The sequence below is a fragment of the Mucilaginibacter ginkgonis genome (assembly GCF_009754905.2).
GTDB classification, from domain to species: Bacteria; Bacteroidota; Bacteroidia; order Sphingobacteriales; family Sphingobacteriaceae; genus Mucilaginibacter; species Mucilaginibacter ginkgonis.
This window is the reverse complement of the sequence record NZ_CP066775.1, coordinates 2,280,958-2,304,566: the sequence shown is the minus strand read 5'-3', so window position 1 is coordinate 2,304,566 and position 23,609 is coordinate 2,280,958. Positions and strand designations below refer to the sequence as shown.

The window sequence follows — 23,609 nt, the reverse complement described above, 5'->3', positions numbered from 1 at the left end:
TTTTGGCAATATGAAATTCAGGTTGTTTATTTTACTGCTGTTTTTAAGTGTACGAGGTTTCGCACAGGGATTTGAAATCTTCCGCAATGACGGTTACACCCTGGTATTTACAAATAACGACCCGGCCCTGGATAAGACGTTAAAAAGTAAACTCATTACCACTTTTTTCAAGGTGTATCCGCTGCTGGCAAAGGAGTATAACCGCAAGACAGCAAAGCAGGTTTACATGCTTGTAGATACAGCTTATAAAGGCGTGGCCGCCACAGATAACGCGCACGTGCGCATCAGTGCTGCCTGGTTCCATAAACACCCCGAAGATATCGATGTGGTTACACATGAGGTGATGCACATTGTTCAGGACTATAAAGAAAGCGTTGGCCCGGGCTGGCTCACAGAAGGTATCGCAGACTATGCACGCTATAAATTTGGTGTAAATAACGCGGCAGCAAACTGGTCTTTACCGCCCTATGCAGCAGGCCAGAACTATACCGACAGCTACCGTCGAACCGCACGTTTCCTGGCATGGATAGAGATGCACGAGAAGAAGAACATTGTAAAGAAGTTGGATAAGAGCCTGCGCGACCATACTTATACCGCCGATACCTGGAAAGACATAACCGGCAAGTCGCTTGATGACCTTTGGAAGGAATATGTGGCAGATCCGGGGTTATAGGTTTAACTTTTAAAATGTCATTTCGACGAGGCATGAGGAGAAATCTTCTTATCCTTCCCCTTGAAGAAGATATCTCGCTTCGCTCGATATGACAATAGTTTGAAAAGTAAGAAAATGCTATTCACCGAAGATTTTTTATACCATGTCTGGAAGTTCAGGTTGTACGATCGTACCGAGCTGCGTACCACAAACGGTGAGCTGATAGATGTGCTTAGTCCGGGGATGCAAAACAGCCATTCGGGTCCCGACTTTCAGCAAGCACGGATAAAAATTGGGGACACCGTATGGGCGGGCAATGTCGAGATACATGTTGCCGCTTCAGACTGGCAAAAGCACAACCACCAGGTTGATAAAGCTTATGACAACGTTATTTTGCACGTTGTTTTTAGAAACGACGCAACGGTTTACCGCACAGATGGTATTGAGATACCGGCTTTAGAATTAGAGCACCGCATACCTGCAGAATTATACAGCCGCTTTCATGGCCTGGTATATGGCAGGGCGCAATTTATCCCATGTGAAAATAGTATCCACAGGGTAGATGATCTTACCATTCGAAATTGGATCACAAGGCTACAAATAGAGCGGCTGGAAAAGCGGGCTTACGGTATTGCCAACGCCTTGCACCAAAACCGCGGCGATTGGGAAGAAACCTTTTACCAATATCTGGCGGCCAACTTTGGTTTTAAAATAAACGCGTTGCCATTCGAGATGATGGCTAAATCTGTTCCCCAGATAATCTTGGCCAAACACAAAAACAACCCTCTGCAGATAGAGGCGTTACTCTTTGGGCAGGCAGGTTTCCTGGAAGATGATTTTGAAGATGATTACCCAAATAAATTAAAAGCCGAGTATCAGTTCCTTAGAGCTAAATACACCTTGCAGCCGGGTGATAAGTACGCCTGGAAGTTTATGCGCTTGCGGCCGCTAAATTTCCCAACTATCAGGCTGGCACAATTTGCAGCTTTGGTCATCAGATCGAACCACCTGTTTTCTAAGATTCTTGACGTTACCGATGTAAACGCATTACGTGACCTTTTCGCGGATATCAAGGTAAATTCTTATTGGGAAACGCATTACAAATTTGATGCAGAAGCCGCACCAGTTTCTAAAACGATGGGCGCGGAATCTGTAAATAATCTGCTACTCAATACTTTGGCTTTGTTTTTGTTCGCTTATGGTAAGCAAACCGGGCAGGAAAAGTACGCCGATAGAAGCATGGCGTTGTTAGAAGCCTTGCCGGCTGAACATAATTCTATCGTCCAGGGATTTGCAGATTTGGGTGTAAAAAGCAAGAGCGCCTTTGAATCTCAGGCCTTGCTCGAACTAAAAAATAACTATTGCAATTACAAGCGGTGCCTAAATTGCGCCATCGGTAATAAAATATTAAATTTGTAAAGCATGTTGCAGCGCATACTTACATTTTTTGAACGGTACTCTTTTGGGGTTTGCACCTACCTGGGCGAACGCTTTAATGTGTCTATCTCAAAGATAAGGCTGTTTTTTATTTACTCGTCTTTTTTGGCGGTGGGCTTTCCACTGATATTTTATTTCTTTGCCGGCATTGTATTAGATATACGCAATTATGTGAAAAGGGTGCACACGCGTATTACAGATCAGTAATCAATTCTCTTCGTATTCAAGTTTTACTTGCACTTGTTTGCCGTCACTTACTTTGGCAAAGTTTTTTGGGTTTCGTGTAAAATCCGGGTCGGTATCTAAATAAACGTTCAACACGTTAATGATCTGTGGCTTATTTTCTGTGCCTATGTTATAGATGCATGGCTGGCCTTCGTCAACTTTGCTTCTGATATCCTGGTATTCTTTACCGGTAAGCATCACCATTTTCTCCGCTTTCATAACGCAACTGGTTTATAATGTAAGCGCCTAAATTACCTTTTTGGTTTGCACAATAATGTAAATTTCTGAAATCAATAGAATTGTCCGGCATTGATAATTTATTTGTGCCCTTGTTGGGATGTTCGCCGCCAAGTTGACGGGATTTTGTCAGCAATTACCCCGTTTCAAGTGTTTCACTTGCAGGTACTGACAAAGTAGTGCCTCGCAAGATAACGCTGTAACCGATTGATATCTAACAAGAATCAAGATTCTTTGACATACTTGAAAGTAAGAAACAACTGCTTCACTGTTTCATCTGTTTCACTTGAAACAGTGAAACGCCATACATCGTCAACATCAGCATTTAAATTAAAAATCACTATCGGCAAACGGATTTATCAATTAACTTTATATTTGAATTTTAGTGTTTAAATATCAGGATGCCGCCTAAAGCCAACCAGTTCAGATCTAACAGTTTTAAGGATGATAATAAACCCGGCCGTGAAACGGCTGGCGGCGAGCGCAGAAGGGTATCAAAACCAGTATTGGAAAAACTGCCCCAGTTCGACCTCAACAACGGCAGGCTGGTAAAGATAATTGGCCTTTTCTTTCTGCTGCTTTCTATCTTCTTCTTTATATCATTTACCGCTTACTTGTTCACCTGGCAGCAAGATCAAAGCTATGTATCGCCTGCAAACGGCGGTTGGCACAACTTGTTTAAAACGCAGCAAGAACTTATAGAGGGCGGAATAAAAGACCCGATTGTTGACAACTGGATGGGCAAATTAGGCGCCTTGCTCTCTAACCAATTTATCTATGAGTGGTTCGGCGTCGCATCGTATCTCTTCGTTTTTATATTCCTGGTTATCGGTTACCGCATGTTGTTTAAGGTGCGGCTGTTCTCTTTAGGAAAAACCCTGGCTTACTCGGCGTTTTGCATATTATTTTTATCTGTGGCCATTGGTTTCGCGCATGGTTTCATGTCAGATTATCCGCATTTTTTGGAAGGCGAAGTTGGCTTTTGGACCAACCGTTTGCTCAACGCACAAATAGGCGAGGCGGGTACGGGATTTTTGCTGGTTTTCGCCGGATTGACTGTGTTGATCATCGCATATAACATCGACTTTAAACTGCCGGAGCGTAAAACCAAAGGTGGCCTGATGCCGGACCATGTTGACGGCGAGCTTACCCCACAGCCTGTAGATCTGGAGGATGAGATATTATCTGAACCTGTAGAGTGGCGCAAAAACAGCCGCACCAAATTTGAGCCTATCATTGAAGAAGATGAAGGCCCGCTTCAGCAGAATATAATCAATCATAAACCTGTAATCGCGACAGAACCTGTTGAAACTGAAAGCGTTGTTCCGCGCAGCAGTACGCACACAACCCTTGTGCACAATACTATGCTGCACGAACCTGTTACGTTAATGCCCGAGCCTTTGATGGAAGAAGCAGTTTCTGCCATTGAAGATATTCCTTTAACGGTAGAAGAAACACGCCCGCAGGAAGAATTGCCTATAGAAAAAGAAACACCAAAGACAGCCAATGAACTGGTTGATAAGTTTGGCACTTACGATCCCAAGCTCGATCTGTCGGGTTATAAGCTTCCGCCGCTCGATCTGTTGGAAAACTATGGGTCAAACAAAATCTCTGTTGATTCCGGAGAATTGGAGGCGAATAAAAATAAGATCGTTGAAACGCTAAACCACTATAATATCGAAATCGATAAGATTAAGGCAACGATAGGCCCTACAGTTACTTTGTACGAGATCATTCCCGCGCCGGGTGTGCGTATTTCCAAGATCAAAAACCTGGAAGATGATATCGCTTTAAGCCTTGCTGCTTTGGGCATTCGTATCATCGCACCAATGCCCGGTAAGGGTACCATCGGTATCGAGGTGCCTAATCAACACCCGGAGATGGTCTCGATGCGATCCGTACTCGCGACGGAAAAGTTCCAGCAAACGACAATGGACCTGCCTATTGCTTTAGGCAAGACCATCTCGAACGAGGTATTTATTGCCGACCTGGCCAAAATGCCGCACTTGCTTGTCGCAGGTGCAACCGGGCAAGGTAAGTCTGTAGGCATCAATGCTATATTGGTATCGCTGTTATATAAGCGTCACCCGGCTGAATTGAAATTTGTGCTGGTCGATCCTAAAAAGGTCGAGCTGACCTTGTTCCGCAAAATAGAGCGGCACTTCCTGGCCAAATTGCCTGACGAGGCTGACGCCATCATTACCGATACCAAGAAAGTGATCAATACATTGAATTCACTTTGTATCGAGATGGATCAGCGTTACGACTTGTTGAAAGACGCGCAGGTACGTAACTTGAAAGAGTACAACGCCAAATTCATCAATCGCAAACTTAACCCCAATGAAGGCCACCGCTTTTTGCCATTCATTGTTTTGATAGTCGACGAATTTGCCGACCTGATGATGACGGCCGGTAAAGAAGTAGAAACACCAATCGCCCGTTTGGCACAGTTGGCCCGTGCAATCGGCATCCACCTGGTTATCGCTACGCAGCGCCCATCAGTAAATATTATTACCGGTACCATTAAAGCCAACTTCCCTGCGAGGCTTGCCTTCAGGGTATTGTCTAAGATAGATTCACGTACCATTCTGGACTCGGGAGGGGCAGACCAGTTGATCGGCCGCGGGGATATGCTCCTGGCAACAGGCAGCGACCTGATCCGTATCCAGTGCGCGTTCGTAGATACACCAGAGGTAGAGCAGGTTTCGGACTTTATTGGTAACCAGCGAGGTTATGCGACAGCGATGTTACTGCCTGAGTATGTAGGTGAGGGCGAGGCCGGTAGCAGTCCCAAGGACTTCGACCCCGATGACCGTGATCCGATGTTCGAGGATGCCGCCCGTTTGATCGTGCTACACCAGCAAGGTTCAACCTCATTAGTTCAACGTAAACTAAAACTGGGCTATAACAGGGCGGGGCGTATAATAGATCAGTTAGAGGCTGCAGGTATTGTAGGGCCTTTTGAAGGGAGCAAAGCCCGCGAGGTTTTATTTCCGGATGAATATAGCTTGGAGCGCCATCTCGAAGAAATAGCTAAACCGCGCGGTTAAACCAGTTTCAGAAAAAATCATCTAACATTTTAAGTGCTTCGCAGTTAATAAGGCGACGTACAATTATTATGAAAAGATTTATCCCTGTGTTCCTTTTGGGTGTTTTTATTGCTGCTTCTGCATTAGCTCAGAAAGATGCTGACGCACAAAAAATATTGAGTGCTGTAAGCGCTAAATACAAATCCTACAATGGCTTTAAAACCGATTTTGCATTATCTGTTGATAACCCGCAAGCGGGGGTTAAGCAATCGCAAACCGGGACGCTTGTTGCTAAATCCAAATCCAACAAATTTAAAGTAACACTGTACAGTACGAGCAAAGGTAAGGCCGCTGCTGAGCAGGAGATCATTAGTGATGGGAAAACCCAGTGGACGTACTTAAAAAAAGATAATGAAGTACAAGTAAATGATGCTGATAAAAGCGGTGAGGGTATAAACCCGGCGCAGATATTTGCCATTTATGAAAAAGGCTACAAGTACGTATATACCGGCGATCAGAAAGTAAACGGCAGGCTTTGCCAGGTAATTGAGCTCAGCCCTCTGGACGCCAAAAAATCTATCTTTAAAGCAAGGTTATTCATAGATAAGGCAAAAAAAGAAATCGTTAGCGCCAACCTATTTGATAAAAACGGTATCCGTTACACGTACATGATAAAGAACTTTACTCCACAGCCACAACTTAGCGATGCAATGTTTGCTTTCGACGCAAAAGCGCATCCCGGTGTTGAGGTAGTTGATTTGCGGTAAGATTTACATGCGTGGTGTTTGAAGCCCTCGAATAAACTCAACAGCCATCATGTTGGGATTAGTGAAACATTATAAAGCTTAATTCCATAAATTTGACAGCAATGCTCACCGTCACCAACCATACGCTCGAAAAATTGGAGAACCTGCTTAAGGCGTCAGGATATAAGGTGCGTTATGAAAAAGGAAATTTTAAAACCGGTGCATGCCTGTTGCAAAACAGTTCAATGGTTATTGTAAACAAGTTCTCGAACTTGGAAAGTAAGATAATTTCGCTAGCTGATCTGATTCGGACGCTAAACCTTGACCTTAAAATAGTTGATGATAAACAGTCGGCTTTCTATCAGCAAATAAAACAAACAGAACTGCAGCTTTGATCGTCACATTCTTAGGTACCGGAACTTCCCAGGGTGTGCCCGTTGTGGCCTGCACATGCGCGGTGTGTCTTTCTGCCGATAAGCACGACAAACGGTTGCGCACGTCTATCATGATAGAAGATGAAGGCAAGGTTGTGGTGATAGACTCTGGGCCAGATTTTCGATATCAAATGCTACGCGAAAATGTGATGCACCTGGATGCCTTGGTTTTTACACATGAGCATAAAGACCACGTAGCCGGTATGGACGATATCCGCGCGTTTAATTTTAAGCAGAACCGCGCGATGGATATTTACGCTGTGCCCCGTGTGCAGCAAGCGCTAAAGCACGAGTTTAGCTATATATTCGACGAATTTCAATATCCGGGTATCCCGAAGGTGAACCTTATCACTATAGAAAATGATCAGCCCTTCAATGTTGGCGGCATCGGCTTCATGCCAATCGAGGTGATGCACTATAAATTGCCTGTGCTTGGTTTCCGGATCAAGGACTTTACCTATATCACAGACGCCAAAACCATAAGTGACAAGGAGAAAGCAAAAGTTAGAGGCACTAAAGTGCTGATAGTAAACGCCTTGCAAAAGCAGGAGCATATTTCGCACTTTACGTTTGACGAAGCTATCGCTTTTGCGAAAGAGATCGGCGCAGAGAAAACTTACCTCATTCACATCGGACACCGCCTGGGAAAACATGCAGATGTGTCTAAAGAGTTGCCGGCGGGCATTGAACTCGCTTATGACTGTCTTAAATTGGAATTATAAATTTCTAGTTTTCCGCTACCAACCAGATGCCAATCCATCTTTCAAAGCCTGCTCATATTTTTCAAGGTTAAAGGAGTAGAGATATGGCGCCTTGTGCGCCCCGCCTTTGCGTGGATGCTCAGACCGGTTTAAAATATCAAACGCCAATATCTTACGCTGAAAGTTACGCCTGTCGAGTTTCTTACCTAAAATTGTTTCATAGAGTTTCTGCAACTCCGGCATTGTAAACTCGTTCGGCATCAAATTATAGCCAATCGGCAAATAATTTAGCTGGAGCCTTAAAGTGTACAATGCGTTTTCTAAAATCTGTCCGTGGTCCAGGCTAAGGGCAGGCACCTCTTCCAGGTTGCACCATACACATGCTTCAGACATGGCATCAGGTGTGGGTACCGTATTATGAAAGTCTACAAGTGCATAGTAACCTATGGTAATAAACCGGGTAGCAAACCAATTGTCCTTATCTTCAACCATGCCATTATACATATCTGTGTGGGGCTGGGAGCGGGCGGGATCGCCAAACACATGAAACTGCTGTAGAAAAATATGGTCTAAAGACGTACGTTCTTTTAAAATACGGTTTGCTGCAACATCAAGCTGTTCCTGCTTTAAAACGAAACCTCCCGGTAAATACCATTTAGCCTCATTTCTCATTTTTAATAATAACACCTTTAGTTGCCCCTCGTGGAAGCCAAACACTACACAATCAATGGAAATATGGTTAAGCCATTTTTCTCGGGCTTCTTTTGTATAATCTGTAAGTTCTTGTTTGGTAAACATTTAACAGGTAGCATTTAATTGGTGAACACCAAAAATGGTTAATTATAATGTAAAATGCACATAATAGTTATTAGCAAATCTGTCCTTCTTTAACGATTGAAAAATTGAGAATTTTAATAAAGTGTCATATTAACACAATAAAAAAAGTTTTACATGAGAACATACACCGCTTTTGGTAAAAGTCGACTTAACATGTTGAGTTTTATGGTTTAAAGCGAATATTAGGATTTCAATTCGTTTAAAAGTTTAACAATTACGTAACATAAATGTTATCAAAAAATTAATAAATGATATTCTAAATTTTAAAATTGTTATCAATATCATTTAGGGTTTGAAATATTTGCAAATCTGAAATTGCTCTTGTGTAAGCCCTACACTTAATCTACTTTAGGAATACGCCAATTAGTAATTTTTACTGAATTATAAACTTAAAGTAACCCTAATTAAAAAGGTGGCAAAAAGGTGATCGATGCGAGTTTCGGTTGCCTGTTTTTGTAACTATTTAAAATATGGATAAACCTTTACAAAATTTATCAGGTCCCGCAACTCTCACTGCTCTCATGCGGGTAACAAATTCCATTTTATTGGCAGGCTATCCTCATTGCGAAACTTTCGCGATGAACTCTCGCGCAACTAATAGCTCAAATAATAAATCAAATCAATTAATCAACTAAAAACTCAAATCTTATGTTTAAAAGTTTACTACTAAAGGTAAGAGTGATGTGTTTGCTATTTGCATGCATACTCTCTTCATTGGCAGTTACGGCGCAAACAAGGGTCACCGGCCGGGTTATCGGCGCCGATGACAAACAAGGAGTGGTTGGTGCGGCTGTACGCATCAAAGGCACTACTGTTGGTACCGTAACTGATGTTAATGGTAATTTCTCGTTAAACGCCTCAAACGGCCAAACGTTGGTAATTACTTATGTGGGTTATAAAACCCAGGAAGTTGCTGTAAGCGGCGGTCCTATAAATGTAACCCTGGCTGTGGCAACCAACCAATTAGAAGATGTGGTTGTAACAGGTTACACCACGCAGGTTAAAAAGGACATCACCGGTTCCGTGGCGGTAGTAAGCGTTAATGACGCAAAAAAACTGCCCGCTACAAGTTCTGAGCAATTACTCCAAGGCCAGGCATCTGGTGTTACCGTAATCAACCAGGGTGCTCCGGGTGCTAACAGTACTGTGTTTATCCGTGGTGTAAACAACTTTGGTAACACATCACCGTTATATGTGATTGATGGTGTGCAAACCAATAACATGTCTCAGGTTAACCCTACAGATATAGAAAGCATCTCTGTGTTGAAAGACGCGGGTTCTGCAGCTATCTATGGTGTTGCCGGTGGTAACGGTGTTATCGTTGTAACAACCAAAAAAGGCAGATCAGGAAAATCTACATTCACTTATGACGGTTACTATGGCGTTCAAAAACCATTAAGCGGTAATGTTTGGCGGTTAATGACCCCTGCTCAACAGTCTCAACTAGCATACCAGGCTGGTGACGCAGGTCAAATCAACGGTTTATACGCAGGTGGTGCAGGTTCTTTGCCAACTTACGGTTTCCGCGGTGCGGGTTCATTTAATGGTGCAGCATCTGGTGTAACAAATGATGCTTCTGTTACCGCATTATACAAATTTGATGCGGCTAACCCTAACAACGACTTCCTGGTTCAAAAATTTAACCAGGCTGGTACAGATTGGTTCCATGAGCTTTTCCGTTCTGCACCTCAGCAAAGCCATACCATCACTGCAAGCGGTGGTAATGACAACAACACCTACTTATACTCTTTAAACTATCTTAACCAAAAGGGTACATTGTTAAACACCTTTGAGAAAAGGTATACTGCCCGTGCCAACACTACATTTAGCTACTTTAACAATAAGTTTCGTGTAGGTGAAAGCGGTTATGTATTTTATCGTGAAAACAATGGTGGCAGCGGTTACAATCAGCAACAAGAAGGTGGTACTGTAGCAGAAACTTATCGTCAGTTACCACTAATTCCTGTTTATGATATCGCCGGTAACTTTGGTGGTAACTATGCAGGTACTTCTGCACAGTTAGGTAATGCAACCAACCCTGTTGCTACCGCAATGAGATCTGTGAATGACAGAAGCAAAACCTGGAACATGCAAGGTACTTTGTTTGCAGAGTTAGATTTCCTGAAACATTTTACCGCACGTTCTGCATTTAGCGGTAACGCACGTAACAACTTCTACTACTATACTGGTTACAATCCATATAACGACTCTGAGCCGCATGGTAACCCAAATCAGTATAATACTGCTTCTAACTACTCTTACACCTTCAATACAACCAATACTGTTCAATATAAACAGATATTTGGTAAGCACAACATTAGTGCTATTGTTGGTTACGAGTTTAAAAGAAACGGCGGTCAGCAGTTAGGTGTTCAGGCTAATAACTTCTTTACGCTTGATCCAAACTTCTTGACAGTTGCAGGTACCACAGATCCTACCAGCATCATCTTAACAGGTGGCAATGGTACATATCTGTATCAGCCAACTTCTACACAATCTTTATTTGCCAAGGTTGATTATTCTTTTGCTGACAAATATTTGTTAGGTGGTAGCGTACGTCGCGATGGTTATTCTTCTTTCTTCCCTGGCCGTAAATACGGTACATTCCCTGCCGGATCCATTGGTTGGAGAATTGGACAAGAAGAGTTCTTGAAAGGAAGCAAAGTCATCAACGACTTAAAATTACGCGCTAGCTACGGTTCATTAGGTAGCAACGCTAACATTAGCGGCACTAACTCTGTTGATACTTACAACTATGGTCCCGGTAGTTCATTCTATGGCATCGCCGGTGGTGTTAACTCTACTCAACTTGGTTTCTATCAAACAAGCATTGGTAACCCAAGCACAACATGGGAAACAGATAAGATCTTAAACATTGGTTTCGATCTTTCTATCGTTAACCATTTTGATATCACAGCTGAGTACTATCAGAAAAGAATCAGCGGTTTGCTATTCCCGTTACAATTGCCTGCAACTGCAGGTGGTGCAGGTTCTCCTGTAGTTAACTTAGGTAACGTAGAAAACAAAGGTTTTGATATCTCTGCTACTTACCATGACCAGGTTGGCGAATTCCGTTACAGCATTGGTGCAAATATAACCACTTATAAAAACACCATTACCAGCTTACCTGATCCGGGATATTTTGATCTTGGTGTAGGTTCTCGTATTGGTACGCTTGTACGTGAACAAGTTGGCCACCCAATTGGTTCATTCTTTGGTTATAAAGTTGCAGGTATTAACCAAAGCACTGCAGATGCAAACTCTGGCGCTACTTATAGCGGTGCAGCAGCAGGTTCATACAAATATGTTGATGTGAATGGCGACGGTAAAATTGATGACAATGACCGTACCTTTATTGGTAACCCTAACCCTGACTTTACTTACGGTTTAAATCTTAACGCAAGCTACAAAGGCTTTGATTTCTCTGCGGTTTTTTATGGCTCACAAGGCAATAAAATATTTAACCACGTTAAATATTTCACAGACACTTATGCAGGTTTCGTAGGCGGTAAACGTACCGAATTGTTAACCAACTCTGCAATTGTTGCCAACGGTGTAGTTACTAACCCCGGTGCAACATTGCCGGTATTGACTTTTAACCAGGCTTTAGGTAGCTCTGCGCCAAGCACTTTCTACATTGAGAATGGTTCATTCTTGAGAATGAAGGTGGCTCAGTTAGGTTATACTTTTGCTCCATCTGTATTAAAAGCGGTTGGTGTATCTAAATTGCACGTTTACTTGCAAGGTAACAACCTGTTCACTATTACAAAATATACCGGTCCGGATCCGGAGTTGGTGCCTTCAATCAACAACTTGGGTAACGGCGACCGTCAGAGCGCAGCCTTCGGAATCGATTTTGGTGCATATCCAAACAACCAAAAAAGCTTCTTACTGGGTGTTAACATGACATTTTAACGAATAAAGAAAACACTTTTTGTTATGAAAAAATCAAATTTTAAATTAATTGCATTAGGCTCAATAGCCTTGCTTACAGCGACTTATTCCTGTAAGAATGCATTAGATACAAACCCAACGGGCGTGTTGGGAAGTGCCGTACTTGCTAATAAGGCAGGTGTTGACGGTTTGCTTATCGGTGCTTACTCATTATTAGACGGCTATTATTCTGGCCAACCAGGTACCAATTACGGTTCTGGTATATCTAACTGGTCTTTCGGTGGCCTTGCATCTGATGATGCTTACAAAGGTTCTGATACTGGTGACCAGGGCGGTAACGCAGCCGGCGATATCGAGGCACACATCGTTAGCTCATCTAATGACTATGTATACTCTAAATGGCAGGTGAACCTGGCAGGTGTGGTGCGTGCGAACAACGTAATTGCCGAAGTTCCTTTGGTAAAAGATGGTTCATTAACGGCCGCTCAAGGTGCCCAGGCAATTGGTGAAGCACGTTTTTTACGTGGTGTTTATAATTTCGAGCTGATGAAGGTTTTCAGAAATGTACCTTACGTAGACGAAACTGTTAATTATGCTGCAGGTAACTTAAACGTACCTAACGCGCCGATCTGGGATAAAATAGAAGCTGACTTTACAGCTGCTATGGCTGCATTGCCTACAACGCAATCTCAACCAGGCCGTGCAAACAAATGGGCTGCTCAGGCTTTCCTGGCTAAAGCTTACATGTATGACCACAAATACACTCAGGCATTGCCATTATTAACAGATCTGATCACTAATGGTACAACTGCAAGTGGTGCTAAATATGCATTAGGTGCATATGGCGATAATTTTTACGCTTTAACCCGTAACAATGCAGAGTCTGTATTTGCCGCGCAAATGACTACTAAAGACGGTTCTAACGGTCAGAATAGTGATTTTGGCGACGTATTGAACTTCCCTGGTGGTGGTACTTACACCAGCTGCTGTGGTTTCTACATTCCGTCATATAACTTAGCTAACGCGTTTAAAACGGATGCTGCCGGTTTGCCTATGTTCCAAAAGGATGCTACAACCGGTTTCCCAATGTATAACGTTACTAACCTTAAAAATGATCACGGTTTAGCTGCGGGCGCTGCGTTTACGCCTACAACAGAAGCTGTAGATCCACGTTTAGACTTTACTGTTGGACGTCGTGGTATTCCTTACCAGGACTGGGGTCTTTGCGGTGGCGAAACCTGGACCCGTGGTGACCTTGCTCCTTATACACCGAAGAAAAATGTATTCTTCCAAAAGGATGTTGCAACTACTGCAGATCAAGGCGGCGGCTGGGCAACAAGCCAGGGCTCAGCTATCAATTATCTGTTAATTCGCGTTGCTGATCTTTACTTATGGCGTGCAGAGTGCTATGTAGAGGCTAACAATTTAGCTGCTGCAGAAGCAGATGTGAACGTGATCCGTAACCGTATGGCACAACACCCTGAGTATTGGGTACATACTTATGTAGATAACAGCGCACCATCAAAAGGTAATACTACTACTCCCGCTGCTAATTACGTAATTAAACCTTACACAGGTCAGTTTGCTGCTAATGGTCAGGCGTATGCACGCCAGGCTGTATATATGGAGCATCAGTTAGAGTTTGGTATGGAAGGTCACCGTTTCTTTGACTTGCAACGTTGGGATGCTATTTTTGGCGGCCCTGCAGGTGCAAACTACATGGCTAACACTATCAACGCTTACATTAAAGCGGATACACGTATTAGCAACCCTGTTCTTAACGGCCGTACATTTGTTGCCGGTAAACACGAGGTTTTCCCTATCCCTCAGATAGAGATCAGCCGTGAAGGTGGTGCTTTGAAACAAAACCCTGGATATTAATAGCTTTTAGCTTTATCTTTAAGGCGGAAACATTACGTTTCCGCCTTTTTTTTAAACTATTTTTTGCAAGCCCTTACAATGAAGATCTTTAAATTCTTCACACCTATACTGTTTTCTGTAGTTCTGTTTTCATGCAAAAACAAAACCTTGTTCGAAGTCATGCCTTCATCAGTTACAGGGATAAAATTTGCGAATAATATTACAGAGACTGATGCCATCAACCCGCTATCTACTGTTAATATTTACAATGGCGGGGGCGTAGGTGTTGGTGATTTTAATCGCGACGGTAAACCTGATCTGTATTTTACAGGTAATGCCGTTTCAAATAAATTATATCTTAATAAAGGCAATTTTAAGTTTGACGATGTTACCGCAATCGCCGGTGTTCGCGGTAAAGGTGGCTGGGCGCGCGGAGTTGCAGTTGTAGATATAAATAATGACGGTTGGCCGGATATTTACGTATGCAACACTTTATTGCAAGATTCTACAAAACGCGTAAACCTTTTATATATTAACCAGGGAAACGGAAAAGAAGGCATCCCAACGTTTAAAGAAATGGCGGCCGAGTATGGCCTTAATGCAAACAAGCATTCAACCATGGCTTATTTCTTTGATTATGATAATGACGGCGACCTGGATATGTACCTGGCGGTTAACGACGCCGAGAACAGCGATAACACTAGTACCTTTCGCCCTTTAATGACCGATGGAAGTAAGGCAAGTACCGGTAAACTTTTTAGGAATGACTTTGATGAGAAGCTAAGACACCCGGTTTTTACCGACGTTTCAAAACAGGCAGGCATAACCATTGAAGGTTATGGGCATGCCGCCAGCATTGCCGATATAAATGGCGACGGTTGGAAAGATATCTATGTTACCAACGACTTTTTAACTAACAATATTCTTTACATCAATAACCACGACGGGACATTCACAGACCGTAGTAAAGAATATTTTAAACACACTGCTGCTGCGGCGATGGGCCAAGACATTACCGACATTAATAATGACGGTTTGCCCGACGTATTTGAACTCGACATGAACCCAGAGGATAATTATCGTAAAAAGATGTTTATGCCTTCAAACGCATACCAGATATACCAAAATTTCGACTATTACAAATACCAATATCAATATACACGAAATACCCTCCAACTAAATCAGGGCTATAGTTTAGGGCAAAACGACTCCATAGGCATACCGGCCTTTAGCGAAATATCTTTTTTAAGCGGCGTTGGCCAAACAGATTGGAGCTGGTGCCCGCTAATTACAGATTTTGATAACGATGGCAACCGCGACATTGTGATCACCAATGGCTATCCCCGCGATGTTACAGACCACGATTTTACAACTTTTAGGGATGAAGCTTTTTCTGTGGCCTCACAAAAGCAGATACTAGATCAGATACCCATTGTAAAGATTCATAACTATGCTTTTAAGAGCAATGGTAACCTACAGTTTACAGACGAGACAGAAAACTGGGGGCTGACAGTTCCATCGTTTTCAAATGGTGCTGTTTATGCCGATTTGGACGGTGACGGCGACCTGGACATGGTGATTAACAATATTGATGATGAAGCACTTGTCTATAAAAATACTTTAAGAGACAAAGCTGATGCCAATGGTCAAGATCACTATTTAAACATCAGCCTCAAAGGCGATACTAAAAACATTGACGGTATAGGTGCCCTAATTAATGTTTACTATGACCATGGCAAACAGCAGTTCTACGAGAATACGCCATACCGGGGTTACTTGTCATCAACCTGGAATGTTGCTCACTTTGGCTTAGGTGGTATCTCAAAAGTTGACTCTGTAGTTGTACGCTGGCCCGGGTTTAAAAAGCAAACGCTGGTAAATATTAAGGCAGATCAATTATTGAAAATTGATATAGCGAACGCGAATGAATCTTATAATTTTAATCGCCCTGTGATAGACAACAGTGCAATGTTTACAGAGGTAACCCGCGATAGGGGTATCAACTATCAGCATAAAGAAGATGATTTTGTAGACTTTAACATCCAGAAACTATTGCCGCACAAACTTTCAGCCTTTTCCCCGGGTATGGCATCGGGAGATGTAAATGGTGATGGCACCGATGATATTGTTGTAGGCGGCAATTCAAAATATCCGGCTCAATTGCTTTTACAGCAAGCTAGCGGAAAATTCATTCAAAAACCATTGTATGCTTCGTTTACTTCTAAAGATGGTATCCGCAAAGACGAGGGCTTACTTTTATTTGACGCTGATGGCGATGGCGACCTTGATCTGTATGTGGCGAGCGGAGGGTTTGAGGCTACCCCGCAATCGCCAACCTACGGTGATAGATTATATATTAATGACGGTAAAGGTAGTTTCAGCGAACAAACTAACGCGCTTCCGTTAAATAATACGAGTAAACTATGCGTGCGCGCGGTGGATTACGATCACGATGGCGACCTTGACCTGTTTGTATCGGGCAGGGTAGATCCTTGGAATTACCCTAAGCCGGTCTCAAGTTTTATACTGCGTAACGATTCTAAAACAGACGGTGTTAAGTTTACTGATGTTACTCAGCAAGTGGCACCGGCTTTAAAAAATGTGGGCCTGGTATGTGACGCCTTGTTTACCGATTTTAACAACGACGGCTGGCCCGACCTGATCATGGCAGGCGAGTGGATGCCGGTTACGTTTATGAAGAATGACCACGGCAAGTTTGTGAATACGACGAGCGCAAGCGGAATATCTGATAAACTAGGTTGGTGGAATACCATCGCTGCAGGGGATTTTGACCATGATGGCGACATCGACTATATTGTAGGGAATACCGGATTAAACACATTTTACAAAGCAAGTGATCAATATCCAGTTTATGTTACCGCTAATGACGTTGACCATAACGGCAGTTACGATGCGTTTACCTCTGTTTATCTAAAAGATAAAGAGGGTAAAATGCAGGAGTTTCCTGCCAATACCCGAGATGATGTGGTCAAGCAGGTAATAAGCATGCGTATCAAATACCAGAATTATAAATCGTTCGCGGTTGCTACAATGGATCAGGTCATCCCTGATTCTCTGCGTAAGGGCGGCATCAGGTTAAAAGTAAACGAGCTGAGATCTTGCTATTTACGTAACGATGGCGGCGGGAAATTTACCATTTCACCTTTGCCAATTATGGCGCAAACATCTCAGTTGTGCGGTATTACGGTTGATGATTTTGATGGGGATGGCAACCTTGATGTGATCCTTAACGGTAACGATTATGGCACCGAGGTAGGTACCGGCCGTTATGACGCCTTTAATGGATTGATGCTTAAAGGAAACGGAAAAGGCGGCTTTACCCCGCTTTCCATAATGCAGAGTGGTATATACATTCCGGGCGACGGCAAAGCGTTGATAAAGTTGCGCGGCACAGACAACAAGTATTTGCTCGCCGCAAGTCAGCACACCGGTCCGCTTAAATTATATGATCTTAAAAGAAGCGTCAAAACCGTGTCTTTAAGCGCAGGAGACATGTATGCAAAAGTTAAATATCGCGATGGAAGAAAATCGAAGATCGAGTTTTATAACGGCGAGTCTTTCTTGTCTCAGTCTGCGAGATTTTTTAATATTGAATACAATATGTCTGCCGTGCAAATTACAGGCAGCAACGGTAAAACACGTTCCATACCAGTTAATTAAACCATGCCGAAACTTAGAATAAACATAGCCGCAGTGATGTGCGTTATTGCTGCCCTTGCAGGTTGCAAAAGCAAACTTGGCGATGGTAAAAAAGTCAGTGACGCAGACATACTTCATCAGAACGAAGATCAGCTAACGCAGGTGATTATTTATGATGTGTTTACGCCGCCTGTAGCCAGCCGGATATACGGATATGCTTCCCTGGCCTCTTATGAAGCAATGCGTTATGCCGACCCGAAATATAATTCAATAACTGCACAACTAAGAGGCTTTGCAAAGATGCCTGAGCCGCAAAAAGGCAAAACTTACAATTATACGCTTGCAGCAAGCAAGGCATTTTTTACCGTTGCCCATAAAGTTATATTTTCCGTCGACTCTTTAAAGAAATACGAAGACAAACTTTTTGGCCGTTTTCAGGACAATCTGCACGATTCCGTTTATGCACGTTCTGTAGCTTTTGGCGAAGCCATTGGTAAAATTATACTTAAACGCGCGGCATTTGACAATTATCCGCAAACACGCGGCAAGCCGCGGTTTTTAGGAAGTCACGACCCGGGCAAATGGCAGCCGACTCCACCAGATTATTTGGACGGCGTAGAGTTTTGCTGGGGCACAATGAAAACCTTCGCGGTTGATTCGTCTTCACAGTTCCCAACGCCACCACCACCGGCATTTAATGAAGACAAGAATAGCCAGTATTACAAACAAAATGTCGAGGTTTATAACCTGAGCAAAAACATCACAAAAGAACAGGTAACCATCGCGAAATTTTGGGACGATAACCCATTTGTGATCCAGCATACAGGGCACATTATGTTCGCCAATAAGAAGATTACTCCCGGCGGGCATTGGATAGGTATTACTACTATTGCATGCAGGCAAACTAAGGCCAATGCCGTTAAAACAGCTCAGGCTTACGCGCTTACAGCTATAGCATTATATGACGCCTTCATTTGCGGATGGCAGGATAAGTACACCATCAATTACATTCGCCCTGTAACAGTAATTAACGACAAGATAGATCATAACTGGTTGCCATTGCTGCAAACACCGCCGTTCCCGGAGTACCCGAGCGGGCATAGCGACATCAGCGCTGCGTCATCAACAATTTTGACGCATATTTTTGGTGATAACTTTGCTTTCCAAGATACCAGCGATTTACGCTACATCGGTATGCAGCGCCACTTCGATTCCTTTATAAAAGCATCAGATGAAACATCTGTAAGCCGCTTTTACGGCGGCATACATTACCTAAATAGTGTAAACCAGGGCGCAGTACAAGGTCATAAAGTAGGCGAATACATCTGGCAAAAATTAAAATTAACTAAATAGATATTTCAAGAATGGATATGTGGAGCAAGGCCAAATATATAATAGGGCTTTCCGGGTTTGTATTGATAATTGGAGCGACGGTAATAATCGACGGCTGCAAAACAAAAAGTGGATCAAACCTTCAGGATACTAACGATGTAGAACTAAGCAGCAGTCAGCTGGTTACAAAATATTGTACCAAATGTCATAAACTGGTGCCTGTGAATGCGTTGACTAAGGATGTTTGGCTTAATCATACTTTAGTCGCGATGGCGCCGTATCTGCAGATAGCTACTTACGGCACGGAATTCTACAGACCTGATACTGCTAAAGGGATTTCTATCTCAGACTGGGCACGCATTGTTGATTATTACAAAAAGAATGCGCCAACCAATCCTTTGCCGCAAAAGCGCCCCGATAGTCTGGTTAATGATTGGGCCGGCTTTAGTTTAAAAAAGCCATCATCGACGGCAGATGTTGATTTGGCGTTCACAACTATGGTAAGCATTGACCCGCAAAGTCATGTGATATACAGTGCAGACAACGTGAAGGCTAAGTTATATAAATGGGATAGCAACCTAAACGCATCACCTGTGACGCAATTACCGTCTGCAGCGGTTAGCATGGCTTATGTCAAGGATGGCAGCTACTATAATGGGGTTATCACCTGCATCGGTGAAGTTGCCCCTAAAGATTTTCCTAATGGCAAAGTTCTAAGCTTAGACCTGGCTGCTAAAGGCGCTATGCCTAAAGTTATCGAGTCAGACCTGTCAAGGCCTATGCAAACTTCTGCGATCGATGTAAATAAAGATGGTCTTATGGATTATGTCATCTCATCGAGGGGAAAACTACGTGGTCATTTATTTGTGATGAAACAAAAAGCAGATCACACGTTCGATCGCGTATCCTTGAAAGACTCAGACGGCGTTGTTCAGACTGTTGTCGGCGATTTTAATAAAGACGGCTGGCCGGATATTATGGCTTTATATGGGAACAATAATGAAGGTATCAGCTTGTTTACAAATGATAAGAAAGGCGGTTTTACAGAACGCAGATTATTAAGCTTGCCGCCGGTTTATGGATCGTCAAGTTTCCAGCTGGCAGATGTTGATAAGGATGGCGATTTGGACGTGATCTTGACCTGTGGATACAACTTCGGCGATTCAAGAATTAAAAAGCCCTACCATGGTTTATATATTTATAAGAATAATGGCAACTGGTCGCTTGAACAAAGCTATTTTTACCCTATAAACGGTTGTACAAAAGCTATTGCTACCGACTTTGATCGTGATGGCGACCTGGACATTGTAGCCAGCGCATTTTTCGCTGACTTGCAAAGCCAACCTGCTGAAAGTTTTATTTACTTTGAAAATGACAAGGCAGGCCATTACATACCGCACGCGGTGCCTGTGAGTAAGTACGGCAGATGGTTTGACATGGCTGTTGGCGATGTAAATGGTGATGGTAAGCCCGATGTTGTACTGGGCAATTATTCGCAGGGGATGACCATCGACCATAACAAAAATCCGTATCAGAATGGCAACATTCCGCTTATAGTTTTAGAAAACCACACCGGTAAAAAAATAGGCTGATGTTTAACTTAAAAAAATTCTTGCCGGCGGTTTTTATACCGGCTACCCTGGCTATTGTATCAGGTATCACGATCTATAGCTGTAATCAAGATAATGCGCCTAAAGCGCAATCATTAGACGGCAGGACATTAGCCACAAAATACTGCACCAGCTGCCATAAGTTTACAGAGCCTGCCCTTGCCGATAAGAAAAGTTGGCGAGATGGTATCCTTCCGGCGATGGCAAAACGGCTGAACCTCGAAATATTTATGGGTCAGGCAGTAGTCAACCCAAATTCAACAGTTAGCCTGGCGCAGTGGCAGGCTATAGAAAAATGGTACATATCTAATGCGCCCGACTCTTTGGTAATCCCCAAACCTGCAAAAGCACCCGCCCGTGATTGGGACGGTTTTACATTGGTTAGACCTAAGATTGTAAATACTCATGTGCCTGCAATGACAACAATGGTTGCTGTAAGCCCGGACGATCACAAGCTTTACAGCGGCGACGCGGCGAATGGCTTCTACAGCTGGACACCGGACTTAAAACAAACGCTGGTTTATAATTTCGATTCGCCTGTAACGGGCATAGATTTCGTAAAACAGGGTGAGAGAAACGTTGGCGTGATAACTGGCATTGGTCAAATGATGCCGGTTGACGTGTCGAAAGGAAAGGTGTATGAACTTACTTTACCTGTTACAGGCAAAGCCGGAGCACCGAGACAAATCACTGACAGCCTGCCGCGCCCGGTGCAAACCGTTACTGCAGATTTTAATAAAGATGGGTTGCCCGACTACGTGGTTTGTGGGTTTGGGCATGACCGCGGTGGCCTGTATTACATTGAACAAAAGCCGGCAGGCAAATACAATAAGAAAGTGATGCTGGGCATACCGGGCGGAACGCAATTATTAAAAGGCGATTTCAACAATGATGGCTGGCCTGATGTAATGTGCCTTTTTGCTCAAAATGAAGAAGCTATTTGGTTGTTTACCAATGACCATAAGGGTGGTTTCACACAAAAGAGGATTTTGCAGTTCCCGCCGATATATGGCTCGGGGAGTTTCCAGTTAGTGGATATGAACGGCGACGGTAAGCTAGATATACTTTATTGCTGCGGAGACAATAGCGATTATTCAAGGGTATTGAAGCCTTACCACGGTCTATACATTTTCACTAACCAGGGCGGCTGGAACTTTAGGCAAACGTATTTTTATCATATAGATGGCGGTACTAAAGCTGTCGCCATAGATTTTGATGGAGATGGCAAGCCCGACATAGCTGCAATAGCGTTTTTCTCTGATTTTAAATATCACCCCGAAGAAGGCTTTACCTACCTGCACCAGGAATCGGCCAATAAATTTACGCCGCATAATATCCCTGTTGAGAAATATGGCCGGTGGATCTGCATGGATGTACATGATGTTGATGGCGATGGTAAGCCGGACATTGTACTTGGCAACTTTTCAATAGGCCAGCGTGGGTTACTGAATCAAAAAGGCGTTAAACCGCAATGGGACCAGAACGAACCTTTGATAGTGCTGAAAAATAATTTCAAGCAAGCCGGGAGAAAGTAAGCGGCTTTGATTAATTTAGCTTTGCACTGATTACACGACACAACCAATCACACTTTATAATAGGGCCGTTCTGAAACTTTCAGGGCGGCTTTTGTTGTTTATAGCACATGGAAGACATTTTGATTTTAGGAGCCGGAGCTGCAGGCTTAATGGCCGGGAGGTTGCTTGTGAAAGCAGGTTATAAAGTGACGATTCTTGAAGCGCGCGATAGGATAGGCGGGCGCATACATACTATTTACGACCAGTTTGGCAAAACAGAACTAGGTGCAGAGTTTGTACATGGCGATCTGCCGGTAACGCTTAATCTGCTCAAAGAGGCAGGCATAAAATATCACGCTGCAAGCGGTGAGATGCTGCACCTCGACAATGGCCGATTAACCGAAGAGGGTAATGAAATAGACGGTTGGGATGAGCTGATGGATAAGATGAATGGCTTAAAGGAAGACATGAATTTAGCCGATTTACTAACGGTCTATTTTGCCGGCGAAGAACACGAGCCATTACGTGACCAGGCTAAACGATATGTATCCGGCTTTGATACCGCCGACCCCGCTGATGTGTCTGTGTTTGCCCTTTGCGAAGAGTGGCAAAATGAGGACGAAGGAGCCCAGCACCGCCTTAACTATGGTTATCTCGAAATGATCAACTATCTGGCTGACGAAATCACTTCGGCCGGAGGCCAGATTATTTTAGAAGCCGAAGTAAAGGACTGTAATTGGTCGAAAGATAAAGTGACCGTCAAAACATCTAACAGTGAAAGTTATAAGGCGAGGAAATTGATTATAGCTTTACCCTTGGGTGTATTAAAATCGGATAATGCGTTAACGTTTACGCCACCCATCCACTCGCAACAGCAGGCATTCCGTCAAATAGGTTTCGGTGCTATCATCAAAGTTTTACTGCGTTTCAATACAAGGTTTTGGGAGAAGCTGCATGACGAAGATTTAAGCGGTGCGTTATTTTTTATGTCTAAAGAGGAGATACCTACCTGGTGGTCGCAAGCGCCTAAACATGAAGCTTTACTAACCGGCTGGCTTGGAGGTAACCCTGCCCGCGAATTAACAGACGCTTCTGATGAGGATATATTAGAAAAATCACTTGAAAGCTTATCAAACATATTTGACCTTACCGTAAAAGAATTAAAAGAGCAAATGCAAAGCTGGCATGTAGCCAATTGGACAGCAGACCCTTACACGTTGGGTTCATACGCTTATGACATGGTCGGTTCTGATGATGCCCGTGAAATACTTACATCGGCAATAGAGGATACTATTTATTTCGCTGGCGAATATCTATATCATGGTCCGGCTATGGGTACAGTAGAGGCGGCCTTAACATCCGCGGCAGCCGTTGCGACAAATATCATTGACAAATCAAAATAGCAAAATGACATATTGGTAAGAAAAAAGCCTATTTTGTA

16 protein-coding genes are annotated in these 23,609 nt (G+C 43.3%); 14 read left to right on the top strand and 2 right to left on the bottom strand.

Translation table 11 applies throughout. From position 1 onward, the window contains the following. The first annotated feature begins 10 nt into the window (after positions 1-10). The 3 genes from GO620_RS10765 to GO620_RS10755 are packed head-to-tail and all read left to right on the top strand — an operon-like array spanning position 11 to position 2,296. A complete protein-coding gene (locus tag GO620_RS10765) occupies positions 11-673 on the top strand; it encodes a basic secretory protein-like protein (protein WP_157525360.1) in 663 nt (220 codons plus the stop codon). A gap of 60 nt (positions 674-733) precedes the next feature. Further along, positions 734-2,071: a DUF2851 family protein gene (locus GO620_RS10760; protein ID WP_244139401.1), complete on the top strand. Its 1,338-nt coding sequence runs from the start codon at positions 734-736 to the stop codon at positions 2,069-2,071. A 3-nt stretch (positions 2,072-2,074) separates the two neighbouring features. Further along, complete coding sequence (locus tag GO620_RS10755) at positions 2,075-2,296, top strand: PspC domain-containing protein (RefSeq protein ID WP_157525356.1); 222 nt, start codon at positions 2,075-2,077, stop codon at positions 2,294-2,296. Here GO620_RS10755 and GO620_RS10750 read toward each other — a convergent pair whose 3' ends face one another. After that, the gene (locus tag GO620_RS10750) at positions 2,297-2,533 is read right to left on the bottom strand and encodes a hypothetical protein (RefSeq protein ID WP_157525354.1); all 237 of its coding nucleotides are present in this window, start codon (positions 2,531-2,533) and stop codon (positions 2,297-2,299) included. A gap of 419 nt (positions 2,534-2,952) precedes the next feature. Here GO620_RS10750 and GO620_RS10745 point away from each other — a divergent pair, with 419 nt between their 5' ends. The 4 genes from GO620_RS10745 to GO620_RS10730 all read left to right on the top strand — a co-directional run bounded on the left by GO620_RS10745 (position 2,953) and on the right by GO620_RS10730 (position 7,482). Then, the gene (locus GO620_RS10745; protein WP_157525352.1) at positions 2,953-5,601 is read left to right on the top strand and encodes an FtsK/SpoIIIE family DNA translocase; all 2,649 of its coding nucleotides are present in this window, start codon (positions 2,953-2,955) and stop codon (positions 5,599-5,601) included. A gap of 68 nt (positions 5,602-5,669) precedes the next feature. Then, positions 5,670-6,347 (top strand): LolA family protein, encoded by a 678-nt coding sequence (locus GO620_RS10740; RefSeq protein WP_157525350.1) that lies wholly within the window; start codon positions 5,670-5,672, stop codon positions 6,345-6,347. Positions 6,348-6,448: 101 nt separating this feature from the next. Further along, entirely contained in the window at positions 6,449-6,721 is a 273-nt protein-coding gene (locus tag GO620_RS10735; RefSeq protein ID WP_157525348.1) for a hypothetical protein, read from the top strand. Further along, on the top strand, positions 6,718-7,482 hold the full coding sequence (locus GO620_RS10730) for an MBL fold metallo-hydrolase (RefSeq protein ID WP_157525346.1): 765 nt from the start codon (positions 6,718-6,720) through the stop codon (positions 7,480-7,482). Before GO620_RS10735 ends, GO620_RS10730 begins: the two co-directional genes overlap by 4 nt. 15 nt (positions 7,483-7,497) lie before the next feature. Here GO620_RS10730 and GO620_RS10725 read toward each other — a convergent pair whose 3' ends face one another. Continuing rightward, complete coding sequence (locus tag GO620_RS10725; protein ID WP_157525345.1) at positions 7,498-8,259, bottom strand: NUDIX hydrolase; 762 nt, start codon at positions 8,257-8,259, stop codon at positions 7,498-7,500. A gap of 687 nt (positions 8,260-8,946) precedes the next feature. Between GO620_RS10725 and GO620_RS10720 the strand changes: the two genes are divergently transcribed. From GO620_RS10720 to GO620_RS10690, 7 genes are all read left to right on the top strand, one after another. After that, entirely contained in the window at positions 8,947-12,213 is a 3,267-nt protein-coding gene (locus GO620_RS10720; protein ID WP_157525343.1) for a SusC/RagA family TonB-linked outer membrane protein, read from the top strand. Between the two features lie 24 nt (positions 12,214-12,237). Next, positions 12,238-14,073: a RagB/SusD family nutrient uptake outer membrane protein gene (locus GO620_RS10715; RefSeq protein WP_157525341.1), complete on the top strand. Its 1,836-nt coding sequence runs from the start codon at positions 12,238-12,240 to the stop codon at positions 14,071-14,073. A 78-nt stretch (positions 14,074-14,151) separates the two neighbouring features. Beyond that, positions 14,152-17,733: a VCBS repeat-containing protein gene (locus tag GO620_RS10710; protein ID WP_157525339.1), complete on the top strand. Its 3,582-nt coding sequence runs from the start codon at positions 14,152-14,154 to the stop codon at positions 17,731-17,733. A gap of 3 nt (positions 17,734-17,736) precedes the next feature. Continuing rightward, complete coding sequence (locus tag GO620_RS10705; RefSeq protein ID WP_244139400.1) at positions 17,737-19,065, top strand: vanadium-dependent haloperoxidase; 1,329 nt, start codon at positions 17,737-17,739, stop codon at positions 19,063-19,065. An 11-nt stretch (positions 19,066-19,076) separates the two neighbouring features. Further along, entirely contained in the window at positions 19,077-20,636 is a 1,560-nt protein-coding gene (locus GO620_RS10700) for an FG-GAP repeat domain-containing protein (protein ID WP_200229886.1), read from the top strand. Beyond that, the gene (locus GO620_RS10695; RefSeq protein WP_157525335.1) at positions 20,636-22,189 is read left to right on the top strand and encodes an FG-GAP repeat domain-containing protein; all 1,554 of its coding nucleotides are present in this window, start codon (positions 20,636-20,638) and stop codon (positions 22,187-22,189) included. The genes GO620_RS10700 and GO620_RS10695 overlap by 1 nt, the downstream gene beginning before the upstream one ends. Before the next feature lie 107 nt (positions 22,190-22,296). After that, complete coding sequence (locus GO620_RS10690; RefSeq protein ID WP_157525333.1) at positions 22,297-23,571, top strand: flavin monoamine oxidase family protein; 1,275 nt, start codon at positions 22,297-22,299, stop codon at positions 23,569-23,571. Positions 23,572-23,609: the final 38 nt, after the last annotated feature.

Bases quoted from the DNA above. Each gene is read 5' to 3' on its own strand.
- GO620_RS10755 (WP_157525356.1), top strand. From the start codon at position 2,075: ATGTTGCAGCGCATACTTACATTTTTTGAACGGTACTCTTTTGGGGTT.
- GO620_RS10700 (WP_200229886.1), top strand. From the start codon at position 19,077: ATGGATATGTGGAGCAAGGCCAAATATATAATAGGGCTTTCCGGGTTT.
- GO620_RS10705 (WP_244139400.1), top strand. From the start codon at position 17,737: ATGCCGAAACTTAGAATAAACATAGCCGCAGTGATGTGCGTTATTGCT.
- GO620_RS10765 (WP_157525360.1), top strand. From the start codon at position 11: ATGAAATTCAGGTTGTTTATTTTACTGCTGTTTTTAAGTGTACGAGGT.
- GO620_RS10695 (WP_157525335.1), top strand. From the start codon at position 20,636: ATGTTTAACTTAAAAAAATTCTTGCCGGCGGTTTTTATACCGGCTACC.
- GO620_RS10720 (WP_157525343.1), top strand. From the start codon at position 8,947: ATGTTTAAAAGTTTACTACTAAAGGTAAGAGTGATGTGTTTGCTATTT.
- GO620_RS10735 (WP_157525348.1), top strand. From the start codon at position 6,449: ATGCTCACCGTCACCAACCATACGCTCGAAAAATTGGAGAACCTGCTT.
- GO620_RS10745 (WP_157525352.1), top strand. From the start codon at position 2,953: ATGCCGCCTAAAGCCAACCAGTTCAGATCTAACAGTTTTAAGGATGAT.
- GO620_RS10710 (WP_157525339.1), top strand. From the start codon at position 14,152: ATGAAGATCTTTAAATTCTTCACACCTATACTGTTTTCTGTAGTTCTG.
- GO620_RS10715 (WP_157525341.1), top strand. From the start codon at position 12,238: ATGAAAAAATCAAATTTTAAATTAATTGCATTAGGCTCAATAGCCTTG.
- GO620_RS10690 (WP_157525333.1), top strand. From the start codon at position 22,297: ATGGAAGACATTTTGATTTTAGGAGCCGGAGCTGCAGGCTTAATGGCC.
- GO620_RS10725 (WP_157525345.1), bottom strand. From the start codon at position 8,259: ATGTTTACCAAACAAGAACTTACAGATTATACAAAAGAAGCCCGAGAA.
- GO620_RS10740 (WP_157525350.1), top strand. From the start codon at position 5,670: ATGAAAAGATTTATCCCTGTGTTCCTTTTGGGTGTTTTTATTGCTGCT.
- GO620_RS10750 (WP_157525354.1), bottom strand. From the start codon at position 2,533: ATGAAAGCGGAGAAAATGGTGATGCTTACCGGTAAAGAATACCAGGAT.